Origin of the sequence: Massilia sp. Root133 (assembly GCF_001426525.1) — a bacterium.
In the GTDB taxonomy this organism is placed as follows: Bacteria; Pseudomonadota; Gammaproteobacteria; order Burkholderiales; family Burkholderiaceae_D; genus Telluria; species Telluria orientalis.
This window is the reverse complement of record NZ_LMEW01000003.1, coordinates 112,417-137,959: the sequence shown is the minus strand read 5'-3', so window position 1 is coordinate 137,959 and position 25,543 is coordinate 112,417. Positions and strand designations below refer to the sequence as shown.

Here is a 25,543-nt window from a genome sequence, read left to right as displayed (position 1 = left end):
TTCCGTCAGTCGCCCTGTTGCAAGGCGAGCGCCTCGGCCAGGAAGGCGCACATCTCCTGTTTGAGATCGGCTGGCGCCAGCACCTTGGCTTCGCGGGCCATGCTTTGCAACATGCGACGCAGCGTCGACGTATTGGTCACGGTGGCCATCAATTCCCGCTGTCCGGCCATGTTGAGGAAGATGGTTTGGTCGTCGGACAACGGCATCTCTTCCAGTGTACGCGCGAAGACGTCCGCGTTCTCGCCGCCGGCGAAGCGCAGGTGAAGGGTGATACGGCCCTTCGACCACATCTCCAGCGTGCCGCGCGCGAGCGCCTCGTCCAACGTGGGCACCCTGATGTTGCGCGCGACCGGATCGCCCAGGGCTACTTCCCGCATGCGGTGAAGGTGGAAACTCTTGACCGTCATCGCCGCTGGATCCAGGGTGACCTCGGCCTCGTCGACAGCCAGCAGGCGCAGCGTACGATCATGAATCACGAGGCCGACGGGATACACGCGATGCGTCTTGTTCACCTCGGACCTGGCCGCGCGATAGACGAGACGCAGCATCAGATGCTTCATCAAGGCGTCGTTGACGGTCTGCAGATGCGCCTGAGCCACCTTGCCAGGTCCCATCGGCCGGCCGTCCGGCAGGCGGCGGATCTTGTCCTGGTAGGCGATGACTTGCCGATGCGCGTCGGTCTGGTGCAGATGCCGCTGTTTCCGTTCGATCGTCGCGACCTGCTCGTCCAGCGCCCGGCGCGCGTCGCGCGGCAGGAACGGCCCCAGTTCCTGGCGGGCGAAGCTGGCCACCAGCGCGTCGACGGCCGTCACCGATTTGAACAGAGGGATCTTGCTGTGCGCGGTCGTGAACCATTCGTTGACCCTGCCGTCGTCCGCGCTGGGACGGGACTCCACCTCGAGGCCGAACTGTCGCCGCCACGGACCCTGCGGGTCGGCGAGGTCCCGCAGGTCACGTTCGAACGTGCGCCGATCCACCGCGAAGGTGTCTCCCAGCCTGTTGATGAGCTGGTCGACTGTCGCCCCCTGTCCGGTACCGTGCTCGGGCAGAAGGGGCAACAGGTCGATGATCGCCAGCCTGCGGGCCAGCTGTCGTTCGGTGGAATCTCTGGGCATGGTTCCCGACGTATTTTGTCGCTAATCCGTCGCACTATATCGGTACCGGTGCCGGGCAACAAGCCGCGGGAATCGGATATCGAAAGGAGAACGCATTGAAGCAGACGACGAGCGCGCCACACCTGTTGCGCGAACTGACGGAGCTGGGCAACCTGGTGTTCGGCATGTTTACCGGTCCGCACGTGATCGTCCGGCACTGGCCAGTGTATTACCGCGTGTATGTCGAAGTCGACGGACTTTGCCGTGAAGTCAACCGGCTGGCCGGGCATCTCGCGCGCGGGTTTATCCACGCCGACGACACGGTCGATGCGGACAGGATCGCGGATGCGAATGCGTGCTTCGCCCGCGTCGACGGACACGTGCGCACGACGGGGGCGCTACTCGCGGACGTCGTGCGCGACCGGCTCGTGATCCCCGCCAATCCAACGCTGGTACAAATCGTGGACCGCCATTTCGCGCCGGAGAGCCAGTGGTACCGCGGCGTGCAGGCGCACTACCGGTCGGGATGCGTCGCGCCGGATGGACGCACGCTGGCGCGCACCGTTCTGCCCATCGATCCACATCCGGCCCGGTGGGGCGGGGACGAGGCCGCCATCGAACAGCAGCAGTTCGAGCTGGCGCCGGCGTACGCGCGCACGTTGAATGACCGAACCATCCGGCAGGTGCAGACGGCTCTGAACCAGGTGTACGCCGCACTCGGCGGGTATTTCGTCCAGCGCTGTCCTTCGGTGGGCGCCCTGCTGCATCCCCGTTCGACGCCTGGGCCCGCATCCATGGGTTTCTTCTACAGCGCCAGAACCCTGCACGAGGAGCATGAACCGGTCAGGGATCCGCCGGGTGGCCTGGCCGTGTACGTCAGCCGCGACCATACGTTCGCGACAATCGGCACGCGCGGGATCCGGCCGGCGGACGGGACGCCGGGGCTGATCATCCACGTAACCGTCGACATCACGGAAGAAGATCCGGCGAAGCGGCCGGCGCGCTTCATTCCCGCGCAATCGCATCACAACGGCGAATATACCGCGGCCGGTGCGGATGAACTCAAGACGCTGCTCTTCCGCGCATTGATCGACGCCGGCCTCGTGCCCCCGGGCGCCAGGTTCGACGACGAACGCTGGCGTTATTTTTGACCGAAACGCGCGCTTGACCCGCATTGCTATAATTCGGATCAAAGTTTCTTTAAAGAAAGTTTATCGCATGAACAGAAACGCATTTATCGCGTCGTCGGACGTCGCCGCATTCACGGACTGGCTGGCTGAACACTATCGTAGCCTGTCGATCCGGCTCGACATCAAATCGTCGCGCTTCGTCCCGGGTGGCATCCGTACGGACGTTTCTGGACTGGACTTGCTGCGGCATTACCGCTGGCGAACGAAGGGCAGCGAAACAGGCAACTGGCAGGAAACGCGGGATTATCTGCACGAACTGGGCGATGCGTTGAAGCGGGCCATCGCCGGCCGCAACGAGGACGAGGTGCTGGACGTCTGCCGCCGCGTCCTCGCGTGGGGTGGTAACCGTAACGATGCAAAAGGCGCCATGCCGTTCCTGAAAGCGTTGCATGCGGAGGGAAAGCTGGCGGAATACCTGGGCACATCAAGCCGCGCATTCGCGCTCGACGTCGCCGTCGTTGACGCCAGTCGGCCGCAGGCTGTGAAGATGAACTCGATGCTGACCAAGGTCCACGCGCTCGCATCGCACGACGGATTGCCGATTTACGATTCGCGGGTCGCGGCGGCGATCGCTGCGCTCGTCGAGTTGTGGCGCCGCTCGCAGGGCAAGGCAGGCGCACCGCTGCCATCCGAACTGGCCTTTCCGGCGACACCGTCCGACCGCTCCGTGCACAGCCTGTTCGCGGATGCGCAGAGCCCCGGCGTGCTGTCGTACGCACCCGCCGCCGCCGCCGCGACGGCCGCCGACTGGTGCAGCGCAAAGATCCGGCTTGGCTGGCTGATGGCCGCGGTGTCGGAGAAAGCGCCCGGGCTGTTCGCGGCAGAGGCGGCAAAAGACCGCATGCATGCGTTCGAAGCGAGCCTGTTCATGATCGGCTACGACGTCAGCTGCCTGAAGGAGAACGCGCCGGGGGCTGGCATCGACGAGCGGCAACGCAAGCACATCCAGCGGGCGGGGGCGGCACGGCTCAGGCGCGATCATGCGGGTTTGCCGCGCACGCTGATCAGCACGCTGAACGGCAAGACACCCAACATCAGCTACGCGGGCAACGTCCACATCGGATTTTCGGGCGTCTGGAGCGAGACGCCGTTCACCATCGACAGTGACTTCCTGCAAGATTTGCTGAACGATTTTCCAGCGGGCGAGGAAGCTGGTCTCGGTGCCAACATGACCGGCGATGTCGAGCCCGGCACGCTTGGCTACTGGATCAATCAACACTACCCGGCCAAGTCGCGCAGGCTGGCGTCCGTGCTGGCGCCGATTCTGGTCGCCGAAGGCTGCGTGGAATCCATCACTGGCGTGTACCCGATCCGCCTGCGGTTTCTCTGAACGCAGTGAATCCGGCGGGCGCCGGGCAATCAGGAGCGGACTGCCGGCTCAGACTTCGGCGCACAAAAAAACCGCGTTCCCCAGGGGGGAGAAGCGCGGTTTCTTGGAATTTGCGGGACTACTACGGATGAGTAGGTGGTGCCTGGCCGGAATCGATGAGTTCGCTGGAAGGCGCGTGGCTGCTGGGTTTTCGTGGCGGGCTCGGCTGTGGCATGGATACACCCATGGATGCTCAACCGTTTAGGGTATGGATGCGGTTTTCTAACGCGGAATCCCGCTGATCACTTTGACCTTTGTCGTGAATCTTGGTTCACTGTCGTTTCGAGGCGAGGAAAGGCTGACGTTGCGCCAGCTATTGCCGATCAGACTTCGATCACGTGGAGCGGCGCGAGCTGCGCGATGAAGGCAAGGTGCTCGACCGCCTTGACCTTTTGCAGGTGAGCGAGCGTTAGCGTTCCACCGAGCGCGGGCGCCGGAACGAAGCCGTACATGTCGTCGTGTGCAAGGCGTCCCAGCTTTTGCAATGCGGGTGCGAACAAGCCTTCGACGTCATTGAAGTGGCGCCACAATCCCCCGAAGAACACGCGCATGGCGAAGTCGCGATCGATGCTTTCATCCGGCATAGACGAAAAGCAGCACGACGCCGGCGCAAAGATACGCAGCGTGTCGCCGGTTTTCTCGCCCCACAGGTAAAGCGTGCCGAACGCACTGCGGGCGATGACGTGATACGCGTCTCGTTCCATGAACGGCGTATCGCCGATCCATGCTTCGAGCGCAGGTTCGTATTCCTGAGGATTAACGGTCCAGAACAACCCATCCGCATAGCCGCACCAGCCGTACTCGTCCCAGTACGCCAACAACTGGTCCGGCAGTTTGCCGCGATAGCGTGCGATCGTCGATGGCGGCACGTCGCGCCTATCGATCGCCGGTCCAAACTCTGCCAGGAAGCAGGCGAAATCTTCATCCATGTCAAGGGTCCTTTGGCGGGAAGCGGCTGCGCCATCACGGCCTGGACTGAGGCCGGTCACGCGGCCGGACGGCACCCGCCCGATCACATTACGGTTACGTCAAGCGGCGCAAGCTGTGCAAGGAGGACGAGGTGCTCGACCGCCTTGACCTTGCGCAGGTTGGAGAGCGTTAGAGCGCCGCCCAGCGCGAGTGCCGGAACGAAGCCGTACATTTCGTCGTGCGCGGGGCGCCCCAAATGCTGCAGGGCCGGCGCGAACAGGCCCTCGACGTCAATGCCCTTGCGCGACATTCCCCCAAAGAACAAACGCATTTCGAAATCGCGGTCGATGTCGTTGTCGGGAGGCGATGCGAAACAGGTCGAGGCTGGCGCGAATATGCTGAGTGTGTCCCCGGTCTCTTCGCCCCAGAGGTAAAGCTTACCGAAAGCGCTGCGTGCGATGACGTGGTAGGCGTCCTGTTCCATGAATGGTGTATCGCCGATCCACGCTTCGAGCGCAGGCTCGTATTCCTGAGGATCGACGGTCCAGAACAACCCATCCGCATAGCCACACCAGCCGTACTCGTCCCAGTACGCCAACAACTGGTCCGGCAGCTTGCCGCGATAGCGTGCGATCGTCGATGGCGGCACGTCGCGCCTATCGATCGCCGGTCCAAACTCTGCCAAGAAGCAGGCGAAATCTTCATCCATGTCAAGCGTCCTTTGGCGGGAAGCGGCTGCGCCATCGCAGGCCTGGACTGAGGCCGGTCACGCGGCCGGACGGCGCCCGCCGATCAGATTTCAGTTACGTGAAGCGGCGCAAGCTGTGCAAGGATGACGAGGTGCTCGACTGCTTTGACCTTGCGCAGGTTGGAGAGCGTTAGAGCGCCACCGAGCGCGAGCGCCGGAACGAAGCCGTACATTTCGTCGTGCGCGAGGCGCCCCAACTGTTGCAACGCCGGCGCGAACAGGCCCTCGACATCATTGGCCCCGCGCGACATCCCCCCAAAGAACAAACGCATTTGGAAATCGCGGTCGATGTCGTCATCGGGAGGCGAGGTGAAACAGGTCGAGGCCGGCGCCATCACGCTGAGTGTGTCTCCGGTCTCTTCGCCCCAGAGGTATAGGGTGCCGAAAGCGCTGCGTGCTATGACGTGGTAGGCGTCCTGCTCCATGAACGGGGTCTCGCCGATCCATGCCTCCAGTGCTGGCTCGTACTCCTGGGGATTCACGGTCCAGAATAACCCGTCCGCATAGCCGCACCAGCCATACTCTTCCCAGTATGCCAGCAACTGGTCAGGGAGTTTGCCGCGGTAACGATCAATCGTCGAGGGTGGCACGTAACGCCTGTCAATCGGTGGTCCAAAATGCGTTAGAAAAAGAGCGAAATCCTCATCCATGTTTGGGGGTATCCTCATTTGCAGCGTTCAAGTTTTGCGTTCATTTTCATTGTAGTGCGCAGCGATTCGGGTACGCGTTCGGCGGCTTTGTCCAGCTCGGCCAGTCGAGTGGTTCTCGCGCCGTTCTCTTTAGTCCACGCCTTCCATTGTGCTCCGATACGCGAATTGATCGAGCGGTCGCCAAACCCGGCGATCACGTCCCTCCCGCCGGCGACCATATCCGGATTATGCAGTGCGGCGAGGACTTTCATCTGGTCGGTCGCCATCTCGGCGGCCTTCGCCGTCGCTTCGAGGCCAGACAATCCCTGGTTGCGCAGTGTGTTGAAGAACTTGCGTTCCAGCTTGCCTTTATGGGTTGTACGGGCCGTGCGCGCCATATTCGGATTGCGCACCACCGTGCGGGTTTCGAACGCGTCGCGACCATCGAGGTAATCGGCCACCGTCATGTCGTTGAGCCCGGTCTCCTGCCCGGCCAGTTGGCGGTCGAATTCAGGAAAGCGAGTCGACGGCAAGCCGTTGGTCTTGAAACACGGAACCTTCGCCGTCGGCATCAGGAGCGGGCGGGATCCCTCGCTCTCGCGTCGTCCGTCACGCGGCCGCGATGGCGGCGGCTCCTGCGCGGGTCCGTGCGGACCGCCAGCGCCTCCATGAGTCGCCTGCAGCGCCGGTTGCCGACGTAGCCGCTCTTCGTTCTGCTCAACCCAGGCCGCGACGCGCGGACCAAGCCGGGGGCTGCGCTCGATTTCGTTCAGCAGGACCACCCGGTCAGCCTTCCCTCGCGACATATACGCCGTCATGACGGACAGGATCGCCATCATCACGATCACGTGGCCGTTGGCGAGGTCGAACGCTGCCACGGCGGTGTCGCCGCGCATACCCAGGCCCAGGCGCAAGCGGTCGTCCTGCCGCTCGGGACCCCATGCTTCCGCGATGCCTTTCTGGTAGTGCCGCAGCGCGGCCGGTATCGCCTCTGCGATGCCTTCCACCAGCGACTTCAGGCCCAGCACGCTCAAAATGAGACCGCCGACGTAGCTGCCCGCGGCGGCGCCGGCGGCAGCGCCCGGCACCGCACCGATGCCACCAAAGAAGGCGCCGCCGACACCGCCGATGAATCCACCGATAACGGTCGAGCCACCGTAGATCAGTGCCAGGTCCTGGCACGCCGACACAAGGATGGAGGCGATCATCGACAAGTCGATACCAGCGAGGCGCTCGACGATCATGCGCTGCGCCAGCGGCCCGGAGTTGTGCAGCGCCTTGCGCACACGATTTACGCGGCCGAGCTGGTCATAGCCCCACGCGCCGCCCAGGTGAGCCGAGGTACCGGCGGGCCGTCCCATGCTGTCGTACTGTTCGCCGTGACCAGGATGGCCACCGCTCCACGTCAACTGGTCTTCTTTTCGCTTCAGATCGTTCCAGACACGTGATACTTCCTGCATCGCCAGTCCCCTTGCGCACACCGTCCGACACCGCTCACTGCACGTCGCCCTAGTCGCAGCTGTCGTCGACAGAACCTCCCGAGGCGGCCATGACATCAGGCCTTGGCGCAGACGCGCACTCAGACGACGGCGCTGACTCGGTCGAGTTACCGCCCGGCATGTTATCCGATTGTCCTGACTACCCGCGCTCGATAGACGCTGGCCTTAAGCCTGCCGGCACGGTGGCTAAGAGCCCTGATTCGTGTCGTCCATTTGCAGCGATGCCCGGTCGGGACGATGGTTGAACTACCGGATCACATCGGAGCTGTCGGGCGTGTCTGCGAGTTCGCCGTCGTTCGCAATGATGGAAGGGCCGCCATCACGGCAGCCCGAACCACAAATTTTGTCATGACGAAATCCGGCGCATGCGCGGACTATTGCTGTGTGAGTGACGTAGCGCCGGCAGGCACGGCACCCTGACCGGTAGGTTCGGTTGCAGCCTTGCCGGCCTCGGTCACCGTGGGGCCGAGAATCATGGCCCGGATGGCCTCGACCTTTGGCTTGTTACGCGCCTGGAAGCGGATAGTCCGTATGCCCGCCTGTTCGAGTCGCGCGTCCCGCAGTTCATCCTTTGCGCGCGAGTGCGTCTTGTCGTCCAGTTCGACGACCGCGACGACCTCGCAGCGTCGGGTGCAGACGACGTAATCGACGCGCTGCTGGGCGATCCGCAATCGGTCGCCATGGGCTGTTCGCTTGTCGCTACTCGCCGTGTCGAGCAGGGCTGACATCGCGACCTGCGGAAAAATGTAATGGTCAGGAAGTGCTACGACGAGTCGGCCGAAGAACTCCTCCTCGTTATCGGTCATGAATCTGCGGCGGCGGTACGCACCGGTGCGACCTTTTCCCTTCGCCGTCTTCAACTGCACTGCGAAGATTCCCGCTAGAAGAACGGCAAGGATGACGATGACGAAGATAGTTTTCATGTGTGCGAACTCATTCGATAGTCGGTTGATGCATCGATGGGAGGCTTGCGGCCGCTGCCCGGTTGCGATCGGAGGTATTGGCCGGCTCCCAAGGACGCAGTCCCTGATCCTTGCTCAACCTGATGCGATGGACTTTCATCGCGTCGATGACGTCGGCCGGCTCCGGCGTGGCCACGAGAATCGGCAGCGTCTGCGACGCCTCGAGGAAGAACTGGCGCCTCAGACCGTCGCCCTGGCTCAGGAAGGCGTCGTTCCACCAGCTGCTGATGGTGTCGCTGGCGCGTTCCAGCGCGGCCTGGGTGACGAGCCGGTTCGACTTCTGGATGTTGACCTGGCGTGACGCCGGCATCAGGTTCCATGCGTCCCCGCAGGGCCAGGCGGCGAACGGGAAGCAGTGGTCGACGTCGTACTCGTCGCGCAGGCGCGCGCCGGACCAGACGCAGTACACCGGCTTGCCGGCCGCGCGCATGCGGTCGACCGCCGCCCTCGCGAAGCCGGTGTCGCGCGCGGGATCCACCCATGCGAGCAGCGAGTGGGCGAGGGCGCGAACGTCCGGTCGCCCGTCGTTGCAATAGGACTCCATCAGCCTGACCCACTCCGACACGAGCACGGGCTCGATCCACACGTTGTAATGCGTGAGCGCCTGCCAGATCTCGAGCGGGATGCGGAAGTCGCCGAGGCTCCACAGGAAGGCTTCGTCGATCTGCAGCGGGGACGGCGTCGATGCCATGCGGCGCCGCGTGACGTCGAAGATCGGTTTGTCGCTCGCGGGCCAGCGCAGGTAGTTCGCGGGCATGTTGCGGATTACCTGCGAAATCTCGGAAAGACTCTGGTGCAGGTGCTTCGCCGTCTGGTCGCTGAACACGGAGCCGATCCGCAGTTCGACCGCGGTCACGGGCCGCAGCGAGGTGAAGCTGTTGGTGACGAAACCGGGGCCGGTCCCGAGCCGCGTGAGCGGCATCTGGGGCAGGGCGTGTTCGATCAGGGGCTTGTACATGCGCAGCCAGAACAGCGATACGAGACCCAGCGGCACGACCACGGAATCCGCGTCGTAGCGGGCCAGTCCCGCAGCGGTATCCGCGCTGCGGGCAAGCACGCGCAGGAGCGCGATCTTGTACGTCGACGACTTTTCGTCCACGAGGATCAGGTGCCGCAGCAGGGGCAGGGCGCCCAGGCCGTCGTCGGGAAGCCCCAGCACGACGTTCGTCCACGACACTTCGCTCCGCCCCAGCTTGTCCTGGCTGTCGCTGGTGTGGACGATGCGCAGCCCGAATTGCTGGGCAAGGCCGGCCAGTTCCGGCAGCGAGACCTCGTGCATCGCGCGTTCGGTGTCGGGCGCGCCGAGCCGGAGGCTGATGGCGATACGTCCTTTCGGCGCCAGCAGCGTCGCCAGCTTGCGCAACGCACGCTGCCGATCGGATGGAGGAATGTGCATCCAGACGGCGGACAGCAGGATGAGGTCGAAGCTCAAGCCGAGGCGGCGCACGTTCGCGAGGTCAGGCAGGCTGTCGGACAGCCATTGGATCCGGCTCAACGTGTGTTTTGCGCGCGCGTGGGCGAGCATGGCTTCGGATGGCTCGACGGCCACGACGTCGTATCCCTTTGCCGCGAGCCACGCCGCGTCCCGGCCGGAACCTGCGCCGATATCGAGGACCGTGCTTCCCGACGCCGGCAGTATGCCGATCAGGTCCGCGTGGACGTCCTCAAAAGACAGCGACTCGTACTGAGTAACCAGCCGAGTTGCGTGCTGTTCGTAATAGGGGATAGCGGACATCGACTGCTGTCGTTGCTGTTGAGCTAATTGCTATTGTAATGCGGAGCTGTTCAATATCTATATTTTTGTTTCAAATGGGCAACCTTTGACAAGGTTGGCAGGACAAATTCCGTCATGACGAAAACCCGCCTCTTTGCGCGACGCCGGTCGAGGTTTTGTATGGGGTGGTGAGATAAAGCTCCAGGCCGACCAAATTCTTGAGCTGGCACGATTCAAGGGCGTGCCGAGTACACGCGTTGTGGACTGCGCCGGCGTATCGCTCGCAATACTCGCGTCGCTGACCGACGAACGCCGGCTGCTCAAGCTGGGTCGCGGCTTGTATGCGTTGCCCGACAGCGCAGCATCCGCTTACGACAAAAACGATGGCTGGTAATGGACGAGCTCAAACTTCGACGCACAAAAAAACCGCGTTCCCAGGGGGAGAAACGCGGCTTCTTGGACTTTGCGGGACTACTACGGATGAGTAGGTGGTGCCTCCGGCCGGAATCGAACCGGCACGCCTTTCGGCGCTTGATTTTGAGTCAAGTGCGTCTACCAATTCCGCCACAGAGGCTGCAAGCGCAGGCGCGCATATTAGCACATGGAATGCAAAACTGACCAGAGTGCGTGCGCCCGCAGTGGGCGCAGGGGGCGTTCCGGCGTATGATCTCGCCTACCTGAGCAAACGCGCCGTCCGGCAAGACGGCCTGTACGATGAAGAATAAGAAAATACGCGAGATCATCCTCGGCAAGCCGCTCGACCCCATGAAGAGCGAGACGCGTCACTCGATGGCCCTGGTCGCCTTCCTTGCCTGGGTCGGGCTCGGGGCGGACGGCCTGTCCTCCTCGTCGTACGGTCCGGAAGAAACCTTTCGCGCGCTCGGCGCCCATACCCACCTCGGCCTGTACATGGCCGTCGCCACCGCCGTCACCGTCTTCATCATCGCGCTTGCGTACAACCAGGTGATCGAACTGTTCCCGACCGGGGGCGGCGGCTACCGCGTGGCCACCAAGCTCGTCGGGCCGTATCTCGGCCTCGTGTCCGGCGCCGCCCTGATCCTCGACTACGTGCTGACCATCGCGATTTCGATCGCGTCCGGCGTCGATGCGCTCGCGTCGTTCCTGCCGCTCGGCTTCCAGCCCTATAAACTCTGGGCCGAGGCGTTCTTCATCGGCCTCCTGATCGTGATGAACCTGCGCGGGCTGAAGGAGGCGATCCAGATCCTGCTGCCGATCTTCCTCGGCTTCGTCGCCACGCACCTCGTGCTGATCGTGTACGGCATCGTCGCGCATGCGTCGCACCTGCCGCAGCTCGTGCCCAGTACGGTCGCCGAGACGGGTTCGCTGGCCGGCGAGATCGGCTGGGCCGGCGTGGCCGGCATGCTGCTGCTCGCGTATTCGCAGGGCGGCGGTACCTATACGGGCCTCGAGGCCGTGTCGAACAACGTCAACCTGCTGGCCGAGCCGCGCGTCCGCACGGGCAAGATGACGATGTTCTACATGGCCCTGTCGCTGGCCGTCACGGCCGGCGGCATCATTTTGCTGTACCTGCTGTGGGATGCGCAGCCGACCGCGGGCGAGACGCTGAACGCGACCACCTTCCGCCGCATCATCGCCAGCATGGGCCTGGGCGGCGAGCTCGTGAACCAAATCGTGCTCGCCGTCGTCCTCGCGTTCGAGGCCGGGCTCCTGTTCGTGGCGGCCAATACCGGCTTCCTCGGCGGACCGTCCGTGCTGTCGAACATGGCGGGCGATTCGTGGGTGCCGCACCAGTTCCGCTACCTGTCCACGCGCCTCGTCACGCAGAACGGCATCCTCGTGATGGGCGTCGCCGCGCTGGCGATCCTGTTCTGGACGCGCGGCCAGGTCACGCTGCTCGTCGTGCTGTATTCGATCTCCGTGTTCCTCACGTTCGCGATCTCGCTGTTCGGCCTGTGCCTGTATTGGTGGCGTCATCGCAAGGATGCGCGCTGGGTCCGGCGCTTCCTGCTGTCGTTGACGGGTTTCATCATCTGCGCCGGCATCCTCGCCGTGCTGCTCGTCGAGCGCTTCACGCAGGGCGGCTGGGCCACGGCATTGATCATCGCGGCCATCGCGGGCCTGTGCATCTTCATCCGCAACCACTACCGCGAAACCAAGCGCGCCATCCGTTCCGTCGACCGCGTGTTCGCCAACCAGCCGTTCGGCCCGGTGAAGGAAGCCGTCGATCCGGAACCGGATGCGCAGACGGCCGTCTTCATCGTCGGTAACTCGCGCGGCGGCGGCCTGCATGCGCTGCTGTGGGTGCTGCGCATGTTCCCCGGCCACTTCAAGAATTTCCTGTTCGTGAACGCGCGCACGGTCGACGCCCATGCCTACGGCGGCGAGGGCGCGCTCGAGAAGATGCGGAAGGATGCGGCGCGGACACTGGAATACTTCGTCGATTTCTGCCAGAGCCACGGGATGGCGTCGGCGTCGTACATCGGCTTCGGCACGGATGCGGTGGAAGAGGTGACCCGCATGTGCGAGCAGATCAACCGCGAGTATCCGAACTCGATTTTCTTCACCAGTAAATTGATCTTCGCATCCGACAACTGGTTTACGCGGCTGCTGCACAACCAGGCGTCGCTGGCGGTGCAGCGCCGCCTGCACCTGGAAGGCTTGCAGATGGTGATCCTGCCGATGAAGGTGTGAGGTTCGTCAGCAGCTGAGTTGCTGGCGCAGCGCGTGCAGCGTGCGCACGGGGCCGGCGACTTCGAGCATGTGGTCGCGCACGGTTACCGTGATGTCGGCGTTCTTCCCCGCAGGCCAGCGTGCCGCGCGCATGCGGTAGCGCACGGTGCCGGGGCCGCGTTCGGCCGGCGCGTAGCCGAGACGTTCCATTGCATCGTCCAAGGTGCCGACCAGGTGGCAGGCCGAAAAGCGGGTCGTGACCTCGAGGCGGCCGGGGAGCGTGGGCGCGATCGCCGGCAGCAGGCCACCCAGCAGTACCGGCACGACGATGTAGCCGAGCGGCGCCGTCGGATCGACGAGGTGGAAGGCGAAGGCCAGCGCAGCCAGGCCCAGCACCATGCTCAGCAAGAGAAGTATCCGACGTTGCGCGGGAGCGGGGGAGGTGGGGCGGTGCGCTTCCTTCCGGACGCGCTCGATTTCGGAAAACGTCACGCTTTTCATGTCGCACTCCTTACGTTGAACGACGGCTGGGACCAGCTACAAATTCCATTTTGATCAAGCGCCCCCAGGGCGGATTGACCTTTCTCAAATTCGCTTTTTCCGAGAAGAATTGTTTTGGAATGAAAGGTTCCTGGTCGGAAAATTCTTTTCTATTCAGAAATGATAGAAATTTGTGCGAGATCTAACGGTTAGTCAGGCTTTCGGAACTTAAGCTGTTCCGACGGATCGGTGTAAAGACACCTGCTCCTGGATAGCGAGTCCGATTAATCTCTCAACGGAACTATCATGAAACTCAAATCTCTCGTTCTGGCCATGGTCGCGGGCGCGGCCCTGATGGCGCAAGGCGCGGGGGCGGCGACAGTCAACCGCACGGCCCCGGTCGTCACGACGGACGATGGCCTGGGCGGCTTCAACGCGCATTTCGGCGACACGTTCGCACAGTCGACCACCGGCAGCACCTTCAGCGACGTCTTCACGTTCGACGTCGGCACGCCGTTCGACGCGGCCGCCTCGCTGACGTCGGCCTACCTGAACACGCCGCAGACGAAGGACCTCCTGATCACGGGCCTCTCCCTGTACCGCTACGATCCGGTCACGAAGGCCGTGCTGGGGACCGCCATCGCGGGCATCGATCTGACGGGTTCGGGTGCCGATGCGCCGGATTCGTGGGCGCTGTCGGGCTTCGGGCTGACGAGCGGCGCCTACGCGGTCCAGGTGAATGGCGAGGTGCGCGGTGTCGGGGGCGGGGCGTTCGGGGCGGATCTGACGATCTCGCCGGTGCCGGAGCCGCAGACCTGGGGCATGCTGCTGGCCGGCCTGGGCGTGTTGACGACGCTGGCATGGCGCCGGCGCCAGCCCGCGCGCGTGCGCGCGGACGTACGGCGCCGCTGAGCGCTCAGCGCACGCGCCGGTACAGGCGGAAGCGTTCGTCGCGGTCGGACGGGCGGCGGCCTTCCCACAGCAGCGTCCAGTCGCGGCCGTGGAACGGCAGCGCCGCACCGCCGCGCACGAGCGCGCCGTTCTGCATCGCGCCCGACTGGGCAGGCCCCTTCTGGCCGACGCTGTCCTGCAGCAGCATGTAGCTGCACGCGCCGCCGTCGACGGGGGCGAACGGCAAGTGGCCGAAGTAGGCGAACGACGCACGCTGGGGCGCACCGACGTTCGTGTCGATGCAGTCGGCGCCGGCCGGCAGGCGCGCGGCGATCTGCTGGGCCACGCTGGCGTAGCTCTTGCCGTAGTTCAGGTCCGGCAGGAACAGCGTCATCAGCAGCACCCACAGCAGGATCAGGCCGCCCGACGACAGCACCACGGCCCGCCACAGCACGGAAGGCTGGCGCGACAGGCGCCAGTGCACGAGGAAGATCCAGCCGACCGTCGTCGCGGCCGCGACGAGGAAGGCGACGATGCCGAATTCCGGCTTGAAGCCCGGGACCAGCTTGAGGGCGTTCTTGGCGAATTGCGCGGGCCAGCCCGTCAGCTTGGCGATCCAGAACACCCAGACGAGGCCGCCCAGCAGGGTCAGTACCATCACGGAGAACCAGTCGATCGCATTGATCGCGCCGCGCTTCATCGTCGGCAGGCCGAACGCGGCCATCAGCGCCATCGGCGGCAACAGCTTCAGCAGGTCGCCGCTTTCGGGAATCGGGTCGCACAGGATCACGAGCGTCAGCACGCCGACGAAGAAGGTCGGGAGGATGATGTGCAGCAGCCCGTGCTGGCGGCGCCAGGCCCAGGCGGCCCAAGCGGCGAATGGCCACGCCGGCCAGAAATACCAGATGCCGACCCGGAAGAACGCCTTGATCGCATGCCAGCCCGGCACGCTCAGCTGCTCGGCATTCCAGGCCAGCCAGCCGCCGACGGGCGACAGGCCGTACGGATGCGCCAGCGTGGCCGGGATGGCCCATACGAGCGTGATGAGCAGCGCGGTGCCCGCGGCCTGGCCGAGATGGCGCAGCAGGGAGGCCGACGGCAGCTTGAGGAAGCGGATGCACAGGTAGAGGGCGGCGAGCAGGGCCAGCGGCGGCGCGAAGCCGCGCGTCAAGGTGAGCAGGCCCAGCGCAACGCCGACGTACACGGCGTTGCGCGGCGTGCTGTCCTCGATGTAGCGCACCGAGCGGAACAGGAACCAGGACAGCAGCGCACCCTGCAGGGTGACGGCCAGCGTCTCGTGGCTGTGCAGCAGCAGGCCCAGGCAGCCAAGGTAGATCAGGACGGCCGTGTCGGCCAGCGTGCGGCCATAATCGTCCGGCTCGGGCTGGCCGCCGAAGGCCAGGCGCAGCGGCTGGGCTTCCGAACGCCGGCCGAGGTGGAATGCCGTGTGCCACAGCGATACCGTGCCCAGCACGAAGATGCCGATGGTCGAGATGCGCGCCCCGAGCACGTCGCCCAGGAGCCAGCCGAACAGTTTGATGCACAGTGCGCCGAGCCAGAACGCCAGCGGCCCTTCCTCGGGCGCGGGCAGGCCGGCGATGTGCGGCATCAGCCAATCCTGGATGCCGCCGTGCGCCATCGTCCACATGATGCCGAAGCTGGCGGCGTCATCCTTCCACGGGTCACGCCCGATCAGGCCCGGCAGGATGTACAACAGGCCGAGTGCGTACAAAGCCCAGCGTGGCAGCGCGAGGGTGGCGGCGGCGGGTAGGCGGACGGGTTTCATCGATAGCGCGCGAAGTAATGCAATAAATTAATGTCGCGTAGTATAAGGGGACCGTGGCAAAGCGTCGCGGGTGGTATTGCTACGAGGCGTAACGCGGGTGGGCGACGACGAAAAAAAAGGAAGCCCCTGGGCTTCCTTTGGGGAGGCCAGGAGGCTTCCCGGATGTTCGCTCGTCGGGGACTTAGCCGTTGGCGACGCTGGTCTTCGAACCGACCGAGCCGAACTTCTGGCGGAATTTTTCAACGCGGCCAGCGGTGTCGACGATCTTGTGCTTGCCGGTAAAGAACGGGTGCGATTCAGCGGACACCTCGATCTTGACCAGCGGGTAGTCTTTACCTTCGAAATTGATGGTTTCGCGGGTCGAGATGGTCGAGCGGGTGATGAATTTGAAATCGCAGGACAGGTCGTGGAACACGACTTCGCGGTAATCCGGATGGATATCGGTCTTCATGGTTTTGCCTTGGTTTAAGTTGGTAGCCAAACGGCACTTCGTCGGTCGACCTGCTTCTTGACCCGATTGCCGATCACTTGCCAGGGTTGGATACGGAACCGGCGATTATAAGCCAGCCCTGCACCCAAGGCAACCGTTGCGGTTTCGGCACCGTTCAGGCGCCGTGCAGGCGCGACATCATGGTGAGGATCATGCCGCCGAAGCCGAGGCCGAAGCCGATGAGCATCGTGACGGCGGTTGCCGCCATCCACTTGCTCAGGTGGGCCGATTCGCCATGGATGTCGGCCTTGAGTTCGGCCTTCAGTTCCGACAGGTCTGCTTTGTTGGGTAACATGGTCAGCGTGGTGTCGAAGCGGGTTTCGAGAACCGTCAGCCGGCGGTCGAGCACGACGTCCTTGTCGTGCCGCGCCGGGACGTCGCGTAATTCGTTGAAGATCATCTTGGCCTCCTTGGTTGTCTTGGTGCGGATTCTCCGCGCCTGGACACTCCTCGGCTTGACCTAGATGAATCGTAGCGCATAAAGCAAAAAAGGCGAGTACGACTCGCCTTTTCCGTTCGATGCCAGGGCTGGAGGATCAGCCGCCGCGACGCATCAGGTCGAAGAATTCGACGTTGTTCTTGGTCGCGCGCATCTTGTCGAGGATGAACTCCATCGCCTCGATCTCGTCCATCGAGTACAGCAGCTTGCGCAGGATCCAGATCTTCTGCAACTGGTCCGGCTTGATCAGCAGTTCCTCGCGGCGGGTGCCCGACTTGTTCAGGTTGATCGCCGGATAGACGCGCTTCTCGGCCAGGCGGCGCTCGAGGTGGACTTCCATGTTGCCGGTGCCCTTGAATTCCTCGTAGATCACGTCGTCCATGCGCGAGCCGGTCTCGATCAGCGCGGTCGCGACGATCGTCAGCGAGCCGCCTTCCTCGACGTTACGCGCGGCGCCGAAGAAACGCTTCGGACGCTGCAGCGCGTTGGCGTCGACACCGCCGGTCAGCACCTTGCCCGAGGCCGGGATCACGGTGTTGTAGGCGCGTGCCAGGCGGGTGATCGAGTCCAGCAGGATCACGACGTCCTTCTTCATCTCGACGAGGCGCTTGGCCTTCTCCAGCACCATCTCCGCGACCTGCACGTGACGGGTGGCCGGTTCGTCGAAGGTCGACGCGACGACTTCGCCGCGCACCGAGCGCTGCATCTCCGTCACTTCCTCGGGACGTTCGTCGATCAGCAGGACGATCAGCGTGCAGTCCGGGTGGTTGGCGGTGATCGCGTGGGCGATGTGCTGCAGCATGACCGACTTGCCCGACTTCGGCGAGGCGACCAGCAGGCCGCGCTGGCCCTTGCCGATCGGCGAGATCAGGTCGACGATGCGGCCGGTGATGTTTTCCGCGCCGTTCATGTCGCGCTCGAGGCGCAGCGGCTCGTTCGGATGCAGCGGCGTCAGGTTCTCGAACAGGATGCGGTGTTTCGAGGCTTCCGGCGATTCTCCGTTGACCTTGTCTACCTTCACCAGCGCGAAGTAGCGCTCGCCATCCTTCGGCGTGCGGACCTCGCCTTCGATCGAGTCACCCGTATGCAGGTTGAAACGGCGGATCTGCGATGGCGAGATGTAGATGTCGTCGGTGGAAGCCATGTAGCTCGCATCCGGCGAACGCAGGAAACCGAACCCGTCCGGCAACACTTCGAGCGCACCGTCGCCGAAAATCTGTTCGCCTTGTTTCGCGCGCTTCTTGAGGATCGCGAACATCAGTTCTTGTTTGCGCAGGCGAGCTGCGTTGTCGATATCCAGGCTGATCGCCATCTCCAGAAGGGCGGAGACGTGCATTGCCTTCAGTTCAGATAAGTGCATGTGTCGGGTGTCCCGTGACGGGAAAGTAAAGGTAGGGGAGGGAACTGCGTGGGTTAATCAAAGGGATAGGATCGGAATCGATCGCCTACCCGGTCCGGAACAGGCGGCAGTGCGGGCGCGCTGCCGCCACCTATGGTATCAGATGTTGCTATCGATGAAAGCAGTCAGCTGGCCTTTTGCCATCGCGCCGACTTTCTGGGCGGCTGCGACACCGTTCTTGAACAGGATCAGCGTAGGGATGCCGCGGATGCCGAACTTGGCCGGAACGGCCTGGTTGGCATCGACGTCCATCTTCGCGATCAGCAGCTTGCCGTCGTATTCTTTCGCGACTTCTTCCAGGATCGGGGCAATCATCTTGCAGGGGCCGCACCACTCGGCCCAGAAGTCGACCAGGACCGGGCGCTCGGACTTGAGCACGTCGGTTTCGAAAGATGCATCGCTGATGTGTTTGATGTTTTCGCTCATGTTTTCCTCAAGAGAGGTAAGTAATTAACGCCTGCAGGTCTTTCGGACTCTCGTCGATCCTGCTCGGTAGTGTCAGCCGGTTCCCATATTTGTCAGACTGGCTTGCTGCACAAAGGTGGTGCCAATGTGTGCAATATTCAATAGTGGAAGAGCTGCAAGAGGATGTCAGGCGGGGTTTAATCGGAATAATAACCGATTTTTTTGGAACGTGTTCGTGAGCTTTGTACAAAATCTCAACATGCTCAAGGTTCTTGATTGACCTCACCAATTATCACCACAATTAGCCGACGCTGCCGGTGAATTTATATAAATGTCCCGGGTGCCACATCGTCACGACCGAGGCCACCCGGCCGCCCGACGTCGTGCGGCGCTTGAGCACGAGGCACGACGTGCCGGTCCCGATGCCGAGCATCTCCGCCACTTCGCGCGGCGCCGGCAGCGCTTCGATGCTGTACGTGGCGCCCTGCAGCGGCGCCGCTTCCATCAGGTGTTCGTTGGGCGTGATGCGCGCGAAGTCCTGGTCCAGGTAGGCGGGCGCGCAGGCCGGATTGACCCAGCGGTCCTCGACCTGGATCGGCCGGCCGTTCTCGTCGTGCACGATCAGCGAATGGAACAGCGGCGTGCCGGGTTCCAGTTCGAACTGGCGCGCCAGCGTCTCGCCCGCCGGGCTTTGTTCCAGCAGGCGCGGATGGCTCGCATGCACGTGGCCGCGCGCGCGCACCTCGTCGGCGATGTTGCGGATCTCGACCAGCGTCGCCTGGTACTTCTGCGGCGCGACGTAGGTGCCCGAACCCTGGCGGCGCGTGAGCACCTGTTCCGCCGTCAGCTCGCGCACGGCGCGGTTGACGGTCATGCGCGAGACGCCGAACTGGCGCACGAGCGCCTGCTCGGACGGCACCAGGTCGCCTTCCTTCCAACGGCCCGACGCGATCTCGCCGAGCAGATAATCCTTGATACGCTGGAAAATGGGCGTGCTGTCTTGCGCGATCTGTTCGTCCAAACTACTCTCCGGAATCTGTCACCTCGTCGGGGAGGCGACATTCTAGCATCGCGAATTCGAAAGCAAGACCCGAAGTGTTTGCCGGAACGCCAACGCTTACGATGGGGCCATCGAGAATCTGGAGACCGAGATGAATACCGCCACCCTCCCCCAATCCGCTGCCGCCTGGCTCACCGACGACGAGCGCTGGGCCGCCGTGGTCGCCCGCGCGCGCGCAGCCGACGGCCAGTTTTATTATTCGGTGCGCAGCACGGGCGTGTATTGCCGGCCCTCGTGCCCGTCGCGCACACCGCGCCGCGCCAACGTCGCTTTCCACGCGACGCCGCACGATGCCGAGGCGGCGGGCTTTCGTGCTTGCCTGCGCTGCCGCCCGGACGCGCCGCCGCTGGCCGAACGCCAGGCCGAGGCCGTGGCGAAGGCGTGCCGCCTGATCGAGGCCGCCGAGGACGAACCGGACCTCGCCAGCCTGGCCGAGGCCTGCGGCATGAGCCGCTTCCACTTCCACCGCATCTTCAAGGCGCACACGGGCATCACGCCGAAGGCCTATGCGGCGGCGCGCCGGGCCGAGCGATTGAAGCAGGGGCTGGCGCAGGCGGGCAGCGTCACCGCGGCCGCCTACGACGCCGGCTTCAATTCCAGCGGCCGCTTCTATGCCGCGTCGTCCGGCGTGCTGGGCATGACGCCGAAGCGTTATCGCGCGGGCGGCGGCGGGGAAGCCATCCGCTTCGCCGTGGCGCAGTGCTCGCTGGGCGCGCTGCTCGTCGCCGCGACCGACAAGGGCATCTGCTGCATCCTGCTGGGCGACGATCCGGATGCCCTCGTGCGCGACCTGCAGGACCGCTTTCCGAAGGCCGAGCTGATCGGCGCCGAACCCGGCTTCGAACGCACGGTGGCGCAGGTCGTCGCCTTCGTCGAGGCGCCGCGTCTCGGGCTCGACCTGCCGCTCGACGTGCGCGGCACCGCGTTCCAGCAGCGCGTGTGGCAGGCGCTGCGCCAGATTCCGGCCGGGCAGACGGTCGGCTATGCCGAACTGGCCGCGCGCCTCGGCATGCCGCAGGGCGCGCGCGCCATCGCCGGCGCCTGCGCCGCCAATCCGGTGGCGGTGGCGATTCCCTGCCACCGCGTGGTGCGCAACGACGGCTCGATCTCCGGCTACCGCTGGGGCGTCGAACGCAAGCAGGCGCTGCTCAAGCGCGAGGCCGAGGCGTCATGAGTATCGACTGGGACCGCGTCGCCGACGACCTCGACGCCTTCGGCTGCGCCGTGCTGCCGTCCCTGCTGGATGCGGAGCAGTGCGCGGCGTATGCGGCCGGCTATGGCGACGACGCGCAATTCCGCAGCCGCGTCGTGATGGAGCGGCACGGCTTCGGGCGCGGAGAATATCGCTATTACGCGTATCCGCTGCCGCCTGGCCTGGCGGACCTGCGCACGGCGCTGTACCCGCCGCTGGCGCGCATCGCCAACCGCTGGCAGGCGGCGCTCGGGTTGGAGGAGCGCTACCCGGACGCGCATGCCGGCTACCTGGCGCGCTGCCACGCGGCCGGCCAGTTGCGCCCGACGCCCCTGCTGCTGCAATACGGTCCGGGCGACTACAACTGCCTGCACCAGGACCTGTACGGCGACTTTGTCTTCCCGTTGCAGGTGGCCGTGCTGCTGTCGCGCCCCGGCGTCGATTTCAGCGGCGGCGAATTCGTCCTGACGGAACAGCGTCCGCGCATGCAGTCGCGGGTCGAAGCGGTGCCGCTGGGGCAGGGCGATGCCGTCGTCTTCCCCGTGCACACGCGCCCCGTCAACGGCACGCGCGGCATCTACCGCGTCAACATGCGCCACGGCGTCAGCCGCGTGCGCAGCGGGCAGCGGCACACGCTCGGGATCATCTTCCACGACGCTTGTTGAGAACCGGGGTCAGAGCCCGATTTTTGGAAATTGCTCCAGCGCTTAGTCTAGCGTCGTCTCGCTTGGTGCTGCCAGGCCGAGAGGACGATTGCCATTGCTGGCGACCCTGATTTCGGAAATGAGTCGATCGGGCAATGCGTCTTCGCATAGCTGCCTGTACACAGCCTGGCGCGTGATCGTTTCATGGTGCAGGCGCAAATATGCGAGATGCGGCTTGACCAGCGGGCTATCGTGTCCGAGGGCATTTGTTTGGTAGCTGGACCAGGGGTAATGTTCTGGCTTGTCCACCATGTGTGCGCGCACAGGATTCAACTCGATGTAGCGCTGACATGCCAGAAAATAGTCCTCGTCGAGCACGAGGCAGGAACGAAAGCGGCCTTCCCATAAGGTGCCCGTACGCGTGTGGCGACGGTTGAAGTATTGAACGTAACGCTGGCCCAGGCGCCGCATGAGTACGCTGGCTCCATGCTCATCATCTGGAGACAATAGCAAATGGACGTGATTGGTCATCAGTACATAGGCATGCAGAGCACAACCGCAGTCGTATGCGCATTCACGCAATATGTCGAGATACACCAGATAGTCGCTTCGACAGGTGAAGCACGGAATCCGATTGTTTCCTCGCTGGATGACATGGAGCGGTACCGACGGCAGGACAAGGCGGCGCGGACGTGGCATGGCGAAAGCGAAACGTTACGGAAGACGAGACGATACAAAACCGTCGTCCGAAGACAGCGAGGAAAATCAACTGTACAAAGTATTCGGACCATTTTCAGGCGGATCTTTCCAAATACCGGGCTCTGACCCCGGTTTTATGAAATGTGCTAAGGGAAGTAGAATTTTTACCAGATGTTGGGCATGCATACGTTTCCGTCGTAGCATCGACAAACCTGCACCTTAGCAGGCATAAAAAAAGATAATCCAACGGAGACAACCATGAGCGTATCGCGTCGCCTGTTCCTGGCCGCCCTCGGCGTGGCCAGCGTGTCTGGCGGGAGCCTGGCCCGGGCCGGGGACTTGCCGCAACCCCTCGTCATTTACGATGACGAATTGAAGAACGGTTTCCAGAACTGGAGCTGGGCGAAGACGCAGTTGTCGGTGCCGGTCGGGAACGGCAAGCCGATCCGCGTCGAAGGCGAGCCGTGGAGCGCGCTCGCCCTGCACCACGAACCGTTTTCCACCGAGGGCTACAGCAAGCTGACCTTCGTCATCAACGGCGGCATGAACGGCGGCCAGACCCTGATGGTCAAGGCCATGGCCGACGGCAAGGCGATCGAGGCCGACTTCGCCATCCAGCTGAAGGCGAAGACGTGGGCCGCCGTCGAAGTGCCGCTGAAGGACATCAACGCGGCCGGCAAGACCATCGACACGCTCATCTGGCAAGGCCAGGGCGCCGCCTACGCGGGGTACTACATCACGCGCATCCAGCTCGAGTAAGCCCGCCCTTTACGGCAGCTCGCCGCCCGAAAACGGATCGATCGAGTACGGGTACACGGTGCCGAGGAATCCCGGTTGCGCGCGCACGCGGGCGATCCACCCGACGATGCCGGGGTAGTCAGCCAGCGCCAGCCCGGCATCAATGGCCCGGTGGACGTACGCAAACAGCGACATGTCGGCGATCGTGTACGCGGCGCCCGCGATGAACGGGCGCTGCGTCAGTTCGCGGTCGAGGATCGCCAGCGCCTTGTCCGCGACGCGGCGCAGGCGGTCGACCAGCGCCGGCGCGCGCCGCGCCAGCTTGCCCGTCAGCGTCCAGTGGCGCAGCGTCGCGATCGACGCCACGTGGTCCTGCTCGAACGACAGCCATTGCTGCACCTTCGCCCCGCCGAACGGATCGGAAGGCAGATACGGCGTGCCGTGCGCCAGGTACGTCAGGATGGCGTTCGATTCGGCCAGCGTGCGGCCGTCGGGCAGGCGCAGCGCGGGCACGGCGCCGGTCGGATTCACGGCAAGGAAGTCGGGACGCTGGCCTTCGCCTTCGAAGATGCGCACGATCTCCGTGCGATAGGGGATGTCGAGATGGTTCAGCAACAGGCGGACTTTCCAGGCGTTCTGCGAGGGCAGGTAATCGTACAGGGTGTGCATCGTTATCTCCGGTGAAAAAACACGATTGGACCACCGCGTAAAACGCCGCACCCTCCGGTTCTTGCGATCTAACCACAGGCCCGCGATTGACCACAATGTAAATTTCTATACACTCTGTTTCTTGCTACTGAGCCGTACCCCGGTTCATCCACAACGACAACGGAGACCCCGATGCGCCCCCGCCACAAGCAACTCAGGCACACCCTGATCGCCCTGGCCCTCACCACCGCCACGGCCCACGCCACCACCGTCATCGACAACGCCAACGGCTACACGCTGAACGCGAAGGGCGACGTCGTACAGTTCGCGTCGCTCGCGTTCGACGACGCCGGCCGCATCCTCGCCGTCGGCACCGCCGCTGACGTCGCTGCGAAGGCCCCGCAGGCGAAGCGCGTCGACATGGCCGGCCGCACCGTGCTGCCGGGTCTCATCGACGCGCACGGCCACGTGTTCGGCCTGGGCGAGATGCTGACGCAGCTCGACCTGTCCACCACGACGTCGCTGCCGCAGGCCCTGGCCGCCATCGGCGACTACGCGCGCGGCAACGCCAGGGCCGCGTGGGTGCGTGGGCGTGGCTGGAACCAGGAGAACTGGAAGCTCGGGCGCTTCCCGACCGCGCGGGAACTCGATGGCGTCGTGGCCGACCGGCCTGCGTGGCTGGAGCGCGTCGACGGCCACGCGGGCTGGGCCAACGGCCGCGCGCTGGCGCTGGCCGGTATCACGGACCAGACGCCGGACCCCGTCGGCGGCAAGATCGTGCGCGACGCCGCCGGCCATGCGACGGGCGTGCTGGTGGATGCGGCGCAGGCGATGATCCAGAAAGTGCTGCCGCAACCGACCGAACAGGAAGCGCGCACGATGCTCGACCGCGCGCTGGGCACGATGGCCAGCGTCGGCCTCACCAGTGCGCACGACGCGGGCATCGGCATCGCCCAGGACCGGCTGTACCGCGATTACGCGGACCACGGCAAGCTGACGGCGCGCATCTACGCGATGATCGGTGGCACCGGCGCCGACTTCGACCAACTGGCGCAGAACGGCCCGCTGAACACGTACGGCCACGACATGTACGCGCTGCGCGCCGTGAAGCTGTACGCCGACGGCGCGCTGGGCAGCCGCGGCGCCGCATTGCTGGCGCCGTACACGGACGATCCGCATTCGCACGGCCTGCTGTTCCACTCGAACGGCGAGATCGACGCGATGATCGCCAAGGCCATGAAGAAGGGCTACCAGGTCAACGTGCACGCGATCGGCGACGCCGGCAACCGGCAAATCCTCGACACCTTCGCGAAGGAGATCCCGGCCAACCGCGGCCAGGCGCTGCGCCACCGGATCGAGCATGCGCAGGTCGTGACCCTGGCCGACATCCCGCGCTTCAAGCGCATCGGCATCATCCCGTCGATGCAGCCGACGCACGCGACGTCCGACAAGAACATGGCCGAGCAGCGCATCGGCCCCGAGCGCATCAAGGGTGCGTACGCGTGGCGCACGTTCCTCGCGCAGGGTTCGCGCATCGCGTGCGGCTCGGATTTCCCCGTCGAGGCGCCGAATCCGTTCTTCGGCATCCACGCGGCCGTCACGCGCCAGGACGCAAACGGCAATCCGATCGCCGGCTGGTATCCCGAGCAGGAGATGTCGCTGAAAGAGGCCTTGCGCTGCTTCACGCTCGACGCGGCCTACGCCGGCCACCAGGAACAGACGCAGGGCTCCCTCGAAGCGGGCAAGTACGCGGACTTCATCGTCATCGACCGCGACCTCTTCAAGATATCGCCCTACGACATTCACAAGATCGGCGTCCTCGAGACCTGGGTCGGCGGCCGCCAGGTGTATCGCAAGGTTCAATGATCGCCCTTGACGGAGTTGTATAGACAACTTAGACTTTCTG

At 64.3% G+C, this 25,543-nt stretch carries 25 protein-coding genes and 1 tRNA gene; 9 read left to right on the top strand and 17 right to left on the bottom strand.

Going from position 1 to position 25,543, the window contains the following annotated elements:
* Positions 1 to 5 precede the first annotated feature (5 nt).
* Positions 6 to 1,115 carry a YafY family protein gene (locus tag ASD28_RS04420; RefSeq protein ID WP_056124570.1) on the bottom strand — a complete coding sequence of 370 codons (1,110 nt, stop codon included), beginning with the start codon at positions 1,113 to 1,115 and terminating at the stop codon, positions 6 to 8.
* Between the two features lie 95 nt (positions 1,116 to 1,210).
* On the opposite strand from ASD28_RS04420, the gene ASD28_RS04415 reads away from it, so the two are divergent.
* Together ASD28_RS04415 and ASD28_RS04410 are read left to right on the top strand one after the other, a co-directional pair.
* Positions 1,211 to 2,245 carry a hypothetical protein gene (locus tag ASD28_RS04415; RefSeq protein WP_056124567.1) on the top strand — a complete coding sequence of 345 codons (1,035 nt, stop codon included), beginning with the start codon at positions 1,211 to 1,213 and terminating at the stop codon, positions 2,243 to 2,245.
* A 67-nt stretch (positions 2,246 to 2,312) separates the two neighbouring features.
* Complete coding sequence (locus tag ASD28_RS04410) at positions 2,313 to 3,614, top strand: hypothetical protein (RefSeq protein ID WP_056124564.1); 1,302 nt, start codon at positions 2,313 to 2,315, stop codon at positions 3,612 to 3,614.
* A gap of 362 nt (positions 3,615 to 3,976) precedes the next feature.
* Here the strand turns inward: ASD28_RS04410 and ASD28_RS04405 are convergent, their stop codons facing one another.
* The 6 genes from ASD28_RS04405 to ASD28_RS04380 all read right to left on the bottom strand — a co-directional run bounded on the left by ASD28_RS04405 (position 3,977) and on the right by ASD28_RS04380 (position 10,135).
* On the bottom strand, positions 3,977 to 4,582 hold the full coding sequence (locus ASD28_RS04405) for a GAD-like domain-containing protein (RefSeq protein WP_056124561.1): 606 nt from the start codon (positions 4,580 to 4,582) through the stop codon (positions 3,977 to 3,979).
* Between the two features lie 83 nt (positions 4,583 to 4,665).
* Positions 4,666 to 5,271, bottom strand: coding sequence for a GAD-like domain-containing protein (locus tag ASD28_RS04400; RefSeq protein WP_056124558.1), 606 nt, complete (start codon positions 5,269 to 5,271; stop codon positions 4,666 to 4,668).
* Positions 5,272 to 5,354: 83 nt separating this feature from the next.
* Entirely contained in the window at positions 5,355 to 5,960 is a 606-nt protein-coding gene (locus tag ASD28_RS04395) for a GAD-like domain-containing protein (RefSeq protein WP_056124767.1), read from the bottom strand.
* A gap of 14 nt (positions 5,961 to 5,974) precedes the next feature.
* Positions 5,975 to 7,399, bottom strand: a complete 1,425-nt coding sequence (locus ASD28_RS04390) for a DUF6861 domain-containing protein (RefSeq protein WP_156403691.1) — start codon at positions 7,397 to 7,399, stop codon at positions 5,975 to 5,977.
* Between the two features lie 413 nt (positions 7,400 to 7,812).
* Positions 7,813 to 8,361 carry a DUF2726 domain-containing protein gene (locus ASD28_RS04385; protein ID WP_056124553.1) on the bottom strand — a complete coding sequence of 183 codons (549 nt, stop codon included), beginning with the start codon at positions 8,359 to 8,361 and terminating at the stop codon, positions 7,813 to 7,815.
* Positions 8,362 to 8,371: 10 nt separating this feature from the next.
* Positions 8,372 to 10,135 (bottom strand): class I SAM-dependent methyltransferase, encoded by a 1,764-nt coding sequence (locus ASD28_RS04380; RefSeq protein WP_056124550.1) that lies wholly within the window; start codon positions 10,133 to 10,135, stop codon positions 8,372 to 8,374.
* 133 nt (positions 10,136 to 10,268) lie between these two features.
* On the opposite strand from ASD28_RS04380, the gene ASD28_RS32400 reads away from it, so the two are divergent.
* Positions 10,269 to 10,508, top strand: a complete 240-nt coding sequence (locus tag ASD28_RS32400) for a type IV toxin-antitoxin system AbiEi family antitoxin domain-containing protein (protein WP_200948772.1) — start codon at positions 10,269 to 10,271, stop codon at positions 10,506 to 10,508.
* Between the two features lie 95 nt (positions 10,509 to 10,603).
* On the opposite strand, the gene ASD28_RS04375 is transcribed toward ASD28_RS32400, so the two are convergent.
* A tRNA-Leu gene (locus ASD28_RS04375) sits at positions 10,604 to 10,688 on the bottom strand.
* 140 nt (positions 10,689 to 10,828) lie between these two features.
* Between ASD28_RS04375 and ASD28_RS04370 the strand changes: the two genes are divergently transcribed.
* On the top strand, positions 10,829 to 12,787 hold the full coding sequence (locus ASD28_RS04370) for an APC family permease (RefSeq protein WP_056124547.1): 1,959 nt from the start codon (positions 10,829 to 10,831) through the stop codon (positions 12,785 to 12,787).
* Between the two features lie 6 nt (positions 12,788 to 12,793).
* Here the strand turns inward: ASD28_RS04370 and ASD28_RS04365 are convergent, their stop codons facing one another.
* On the bottom strand, positions 12,794 to 13,267 hold the full coding sequence (locus tag ASD28_RS04365) for a hypothetical protein (protein ID WP_156650880.1): 474 nt from the start codon (positions 13,265 to 13,267) through the stop codon (positions 12,794 to 12,796).
* Between the two features lie 285 nt (positions 13,268 to 13,552).
* On the opposite strand from ASD28_RS04365, the gene ASD28_RS04360 reads away from it, so the two are divergent.
* Positions 13,553 to 14,158, top strand: a complete 606-nt coding sequence (locus ASD28_RS04360; RefSeq protein WP_082579099.1) for an FxDxF family PEP-CTERM protein — start codon at positions 13,553 to 13,555, stop codon at positions 14,156 to 14,158.
* A 4-nt stretch (positions 14,159 to 14,162) separates the two neighbouring features.
* Here the strand turns inward: ASD28_RS04360 and ASD28_RS04355 are convergent, their stop codons facing one another.
* The 6 genes from ASD28_RS04355 to hutC all read right to left on the bottom strand — a co-directional run bounded on the left by ASD28_RS04355 (position 14,163) and on the right by hutC (position 19,677).
* Positions 14,163 to 15,923: a glycosyltransferase family 39 protein gene (locus tag ASD28_RS04355; protein ID WP_056124538.1), complete on the bottom strand. Its 1,761-nt coding sequence runs from the start codon at positions 15,921 to 15,923 to the stop codon at positions 14,163 to 14,165.
* Positions 15,924 to 16,104: 181 nt separating this feature from the next.
* A complete protein-coding gene (locus ASD28_RS04350) occupies positions 16,105 to 16,374 on the bottom strand; it encodes a type B 50S ribosomal protein L31 (RefSeq protein ID WP_056124537.1) in 270 nt (89 codons plus the stop codon).
* A gap of 154 nt (positions 16,375 to 16,528) precedes the next feature.
* Complete coding sequence (locus tag ASD28_RS04345) at positions 16,529 to 16,813, bottom strand: hypothetical protein (RefSeq protein WP_056124534.1); 285 nt, start codon at positions 16,811 to 16,813, stop codon at positions 16,529 to 16,531.
* 136 nt (positions 16,814 to 16,949) lie between these two features.
* On the bottom strand, positions 16,950 to 18,212 hold the full coding sequence (gene rho / locus ASD28_RS04340; protein WP_036236120.1) for a transcription termination factor Rho: 1,263 nt from the start codon (positions 18,210 to 18,212) through the stop codon (positions 16,950 to 16,952).
* 138 nt (positions 18,213 to 18,350) lie between these two features.
* Positions 18,351 to 18,677: a thioredoxin TrxA gene (gene trxA, locus ASD28_RS04335; protein ID WP_036236119.1), complete on the bottom strand. Its 327-nt coding sequence runs from the start codon at positions 18,675 to 18,677 to the stop codon at positions 18,351 to 18,353.
* A gap of 280 nt (positions 18,678 to 18,957) precedes the next feature.
* Complete coding sequence (gene hutC / locus ASD28_RS04330) at positions 18,958 to 19,677, bottom strand: histidine utilization repressor (RefSeq protein WP_156650879.1); 720 nt, start codon at positions 19,675 to 19,677, stop codon at positions 18,958 to 18,960.
* Between the two features lie 130 nt (positions 19,678 to 19,807).
* Between hutC and ada the strand changes: the two genes are divergently transcribed.
* On the top strand, positions 19,808 to 20,890 hold the full coding sequence (ada, locus tag ASD28_RS04325) for a bifunctional DNA-binding transcriptional regulator/O6-methylguanine-DNA methyltransferase Ada (protein WP_056124531.1): 1,083 nt from the start codon (positions 19,808 to 19,810) through the stop codon (positions 20,888 to 20,890).
* On the top strand, positions 20,887 to 21,573 hold the full coding sequence (locus tag ASD28_RS04320; protein WP_056124528.1) for a 2OG-Fe(II) oxygenase: 687 nt from the start codon (positions 20,887 to 20,889) through the stop codon (positions 21,571 to 21,573). Before ada ends, ASD28_RS04320 begins: the two co-directional genes overlap by 4 nt.
* Before the next feature lie 42 nt (positions 21,574 to 21,615).
* Here ASD28_RS04320 and ASD28_RS04315 read toward each other — a convergent pair whose 3' ends face one another.
* Entirely contained in the window at positions 21,616 to 22,251 is a 636-nt protein-coding gene (locus ASD28_RS04315) for a transposase (protein WP_082577103.1), read from the bottom strand.
* A gap of 258 nt (positions 22,252 to 22,509) precedes the next feature.
* On the opposite strand from ASD28_RS04315, the gene ASD28_RS04310 reads away from it, so the two are divergent.
* Positions 22,510 to 23,010, top strand: coding sequence for a hypothetical protein (locus ASD28_RS04310; protein ID WP_056124525.1), 501 nt, complete (start codon positions 22,510 to 22,512; stop codon positions 23,008 to 23,010).
* A 9-nt stretch (positions 23,011 to 23,019) separates the two neighbouring features.
* On the opposite strand, the gene ASD28_RS04305 is transcribed toward ASD28_RS04310, so the two are convergent.
* Positions 23,020 to 23,658 (bottom strand): glutathione S-transferase family protein, encoded by a 639-nt coding sequence (locus tag ASD28_RS04305; protein WP_056124523.1) that lies wholly within the window; start codon positions 23,656 to 23,658, stop codon positions 23,020 to 23,022.
* Positions 23,659 to 23,829: 171 nt separating this feature from the next.
* Between ASD28_RS04305 and ASD28_RS04300 the strand changes: the two genes are divergently transcribed.
* Positions 23,830 to 25,503 carry an amidohydrolase gene (locus ASD28_RS04300; RefSeq protein WP_056124520.1) on the top strand — a complete coding sequence of 558 codons (1,674 nt, stop codon included), beginning with the start codon at positions 23,830 to 23,832 and terminating at the stop codon, positions 25,501 to 25,503.
* The last annotated feature ends 40 nt before the right edge of the window (positions 25,504 to 25,543 follow it).

Excerpts from the sequence above, each read along its gene's own strand:
- ASD28_RS04420 (WP_056124570.1), bottom strand. The coding sequence starts at position 1,115 with ATGCCCAGAGATTCCACCGAACGACAGCTGGCCCGCAGGCTGGCGATC.
- ASD28_RS04410 (WP_056124564.1), top strand. The coding sequence starts at position 2,313 with ATGAACAGAAACGCATTTATCGCGTCGTCGGACGTCGCCGCATTCACG.
- ASD28_RS04405 (WP_056124561.1), bottom strand. The coding sequence starts at position 4,582 with ATGGATGAAGATTTCGCCTGCTTCCTGGCAGAGTTTGGACCGGCGATC.
- ASD28_RS04400 (WP_056124558.1), bottom strand. The coding sequence starts at position 5,271 with ATGGATGAAGATTTCGCCTGCTTCTTGGCAGAGTTTGGACCGGCGATC.
- ASD28_RS04395 (WP_056124767.1), bottom strand. The coding sequence starts at position 5,960 with ATGGATGAGGATTTCGCTCTTTTTCTAACGCATTTTGGACCACCGATT.
- ASD28_RS04390 (WP_156403691.1), bottom strand. The coding sequence starts at position 7,399 with ATGCAGGAAGTATCACGTGTCTGGAACGATCTGAAGCGAAAAGAAGAC.
- ASD28_RS04385 (WP_056124553.1), bottom strand. The coding sequence starts at position 8,361 with ATGAAAACTATCTTCGTCATCGTCATCCTTGCCGTTCTTCTAGCGGGA.
- ASD28_RS04380 (WP_056124550.1), bottom strand. The coding sequence starts at position 10,135 with ATGTCCGCTATCCCCTATTACGAACAGCACGCAACTCGGCTGGTTACT.
- ASD28_RS04370 (WP_056124547.1), top strand. The coding sequence starts at position 10,829 with ATGAAGAATAAGAAAATACGCGAGATCATCCTCGGCAAGCCGCTCGAC.
- ASD28_RS04365 (WP_156650880.1), bottom strand. The coding sequence starts at position 13,267 with ATGAAAAGCGTGACGTTTTCCGAAATCGAGCGCGTCCGGAAGGAAGCG.
- ASD28_RS04360 (WP_082579099.1), top strand. The coding sequence starts at position 13,553 with ATGAAACTCAAATCTCTCGTTCTGGCCATGGTCGCGGGCGCGGCCCTG.
- ASD28_RS04355 (WP_056124538.1), bottom strand. The coding sequence starts at position 15,923 with ATGAAACCCGTCCGCCTACCCGCCGCCGCCACCCTCGCGCTGCCACGC.
- ASD28_RS04350 (WP_056124537.1), bottom strand. The coding sequence starts at position 16,374 with ATGAAGACCGATATCCATCCGGATTACCGCGAAGTCGTGTTCCACGAC.
- ASD28_RS04345 (WP_056124534.1), bottom strand. The coding sequence starts at position 16,813 with ATGATCTTCAACGAATTACGCGACGTCCCGGCGCGGCACGACAAGGAC.
- rho (WP_036236120.1), bottom strand. The coding sequence starts at position 18,212 with ATGCACTTATCTGAACTGAAGGCAATGCACGTCTCCGCCCTTCTGGAG.
- trxA (WP_036236119.1), bottom strand. The coding sequence starts at position 18,677 with ATGAGCGAAAACATCAAACACATCAGCGATGCATCTTTCGAAACCGAC.
- ada (WP_056124531.1), top strand. The coding sequence starts at position 19,808 with ATGAATACCGCCACCCTCCCCCAATCCGCTGCCGCCTGGCTCACCGAC.
- ASD28_RS04320 (WP_056124528.1), top strand. The coding sequence starts at position 20,887 with ATGAGTATCGACTGGGACCGCGTCGCCGACGACCTCGACGCCTTCGGC.
- ASD28_RS04315 (WP_082577103.1), bottom strand. The coding sequence starts at position 22,251 with ATGCCACGTCCGCGCCGCCTTGTCCTGCCGTCGGTACCGCTCCATGTC.
- ASD28_RS04310 (WP_056124525.1), top strand. The coding sequence starts at position 22,510 with ATGAGCGTATCGCGTCGCCTGTTCCTGGCCGCCCTCGGCGTGGCCAGC.
- ASD28_RS04305 (WP_056124523.1), bottom strand. The coding sequence starts at position 23,658 with ATGCACACCCTGTACGATTACCTGCCCTCGCAGAACGCCTGGAAAGTC.
- ASD28_RS04300 (WP_056124520.1), top strand. The coding sequence starts at position 23,830 with ATGCGCCCCCGCCACAAGCAACTCAGGCACACCCTGATCGCCCTGGCC.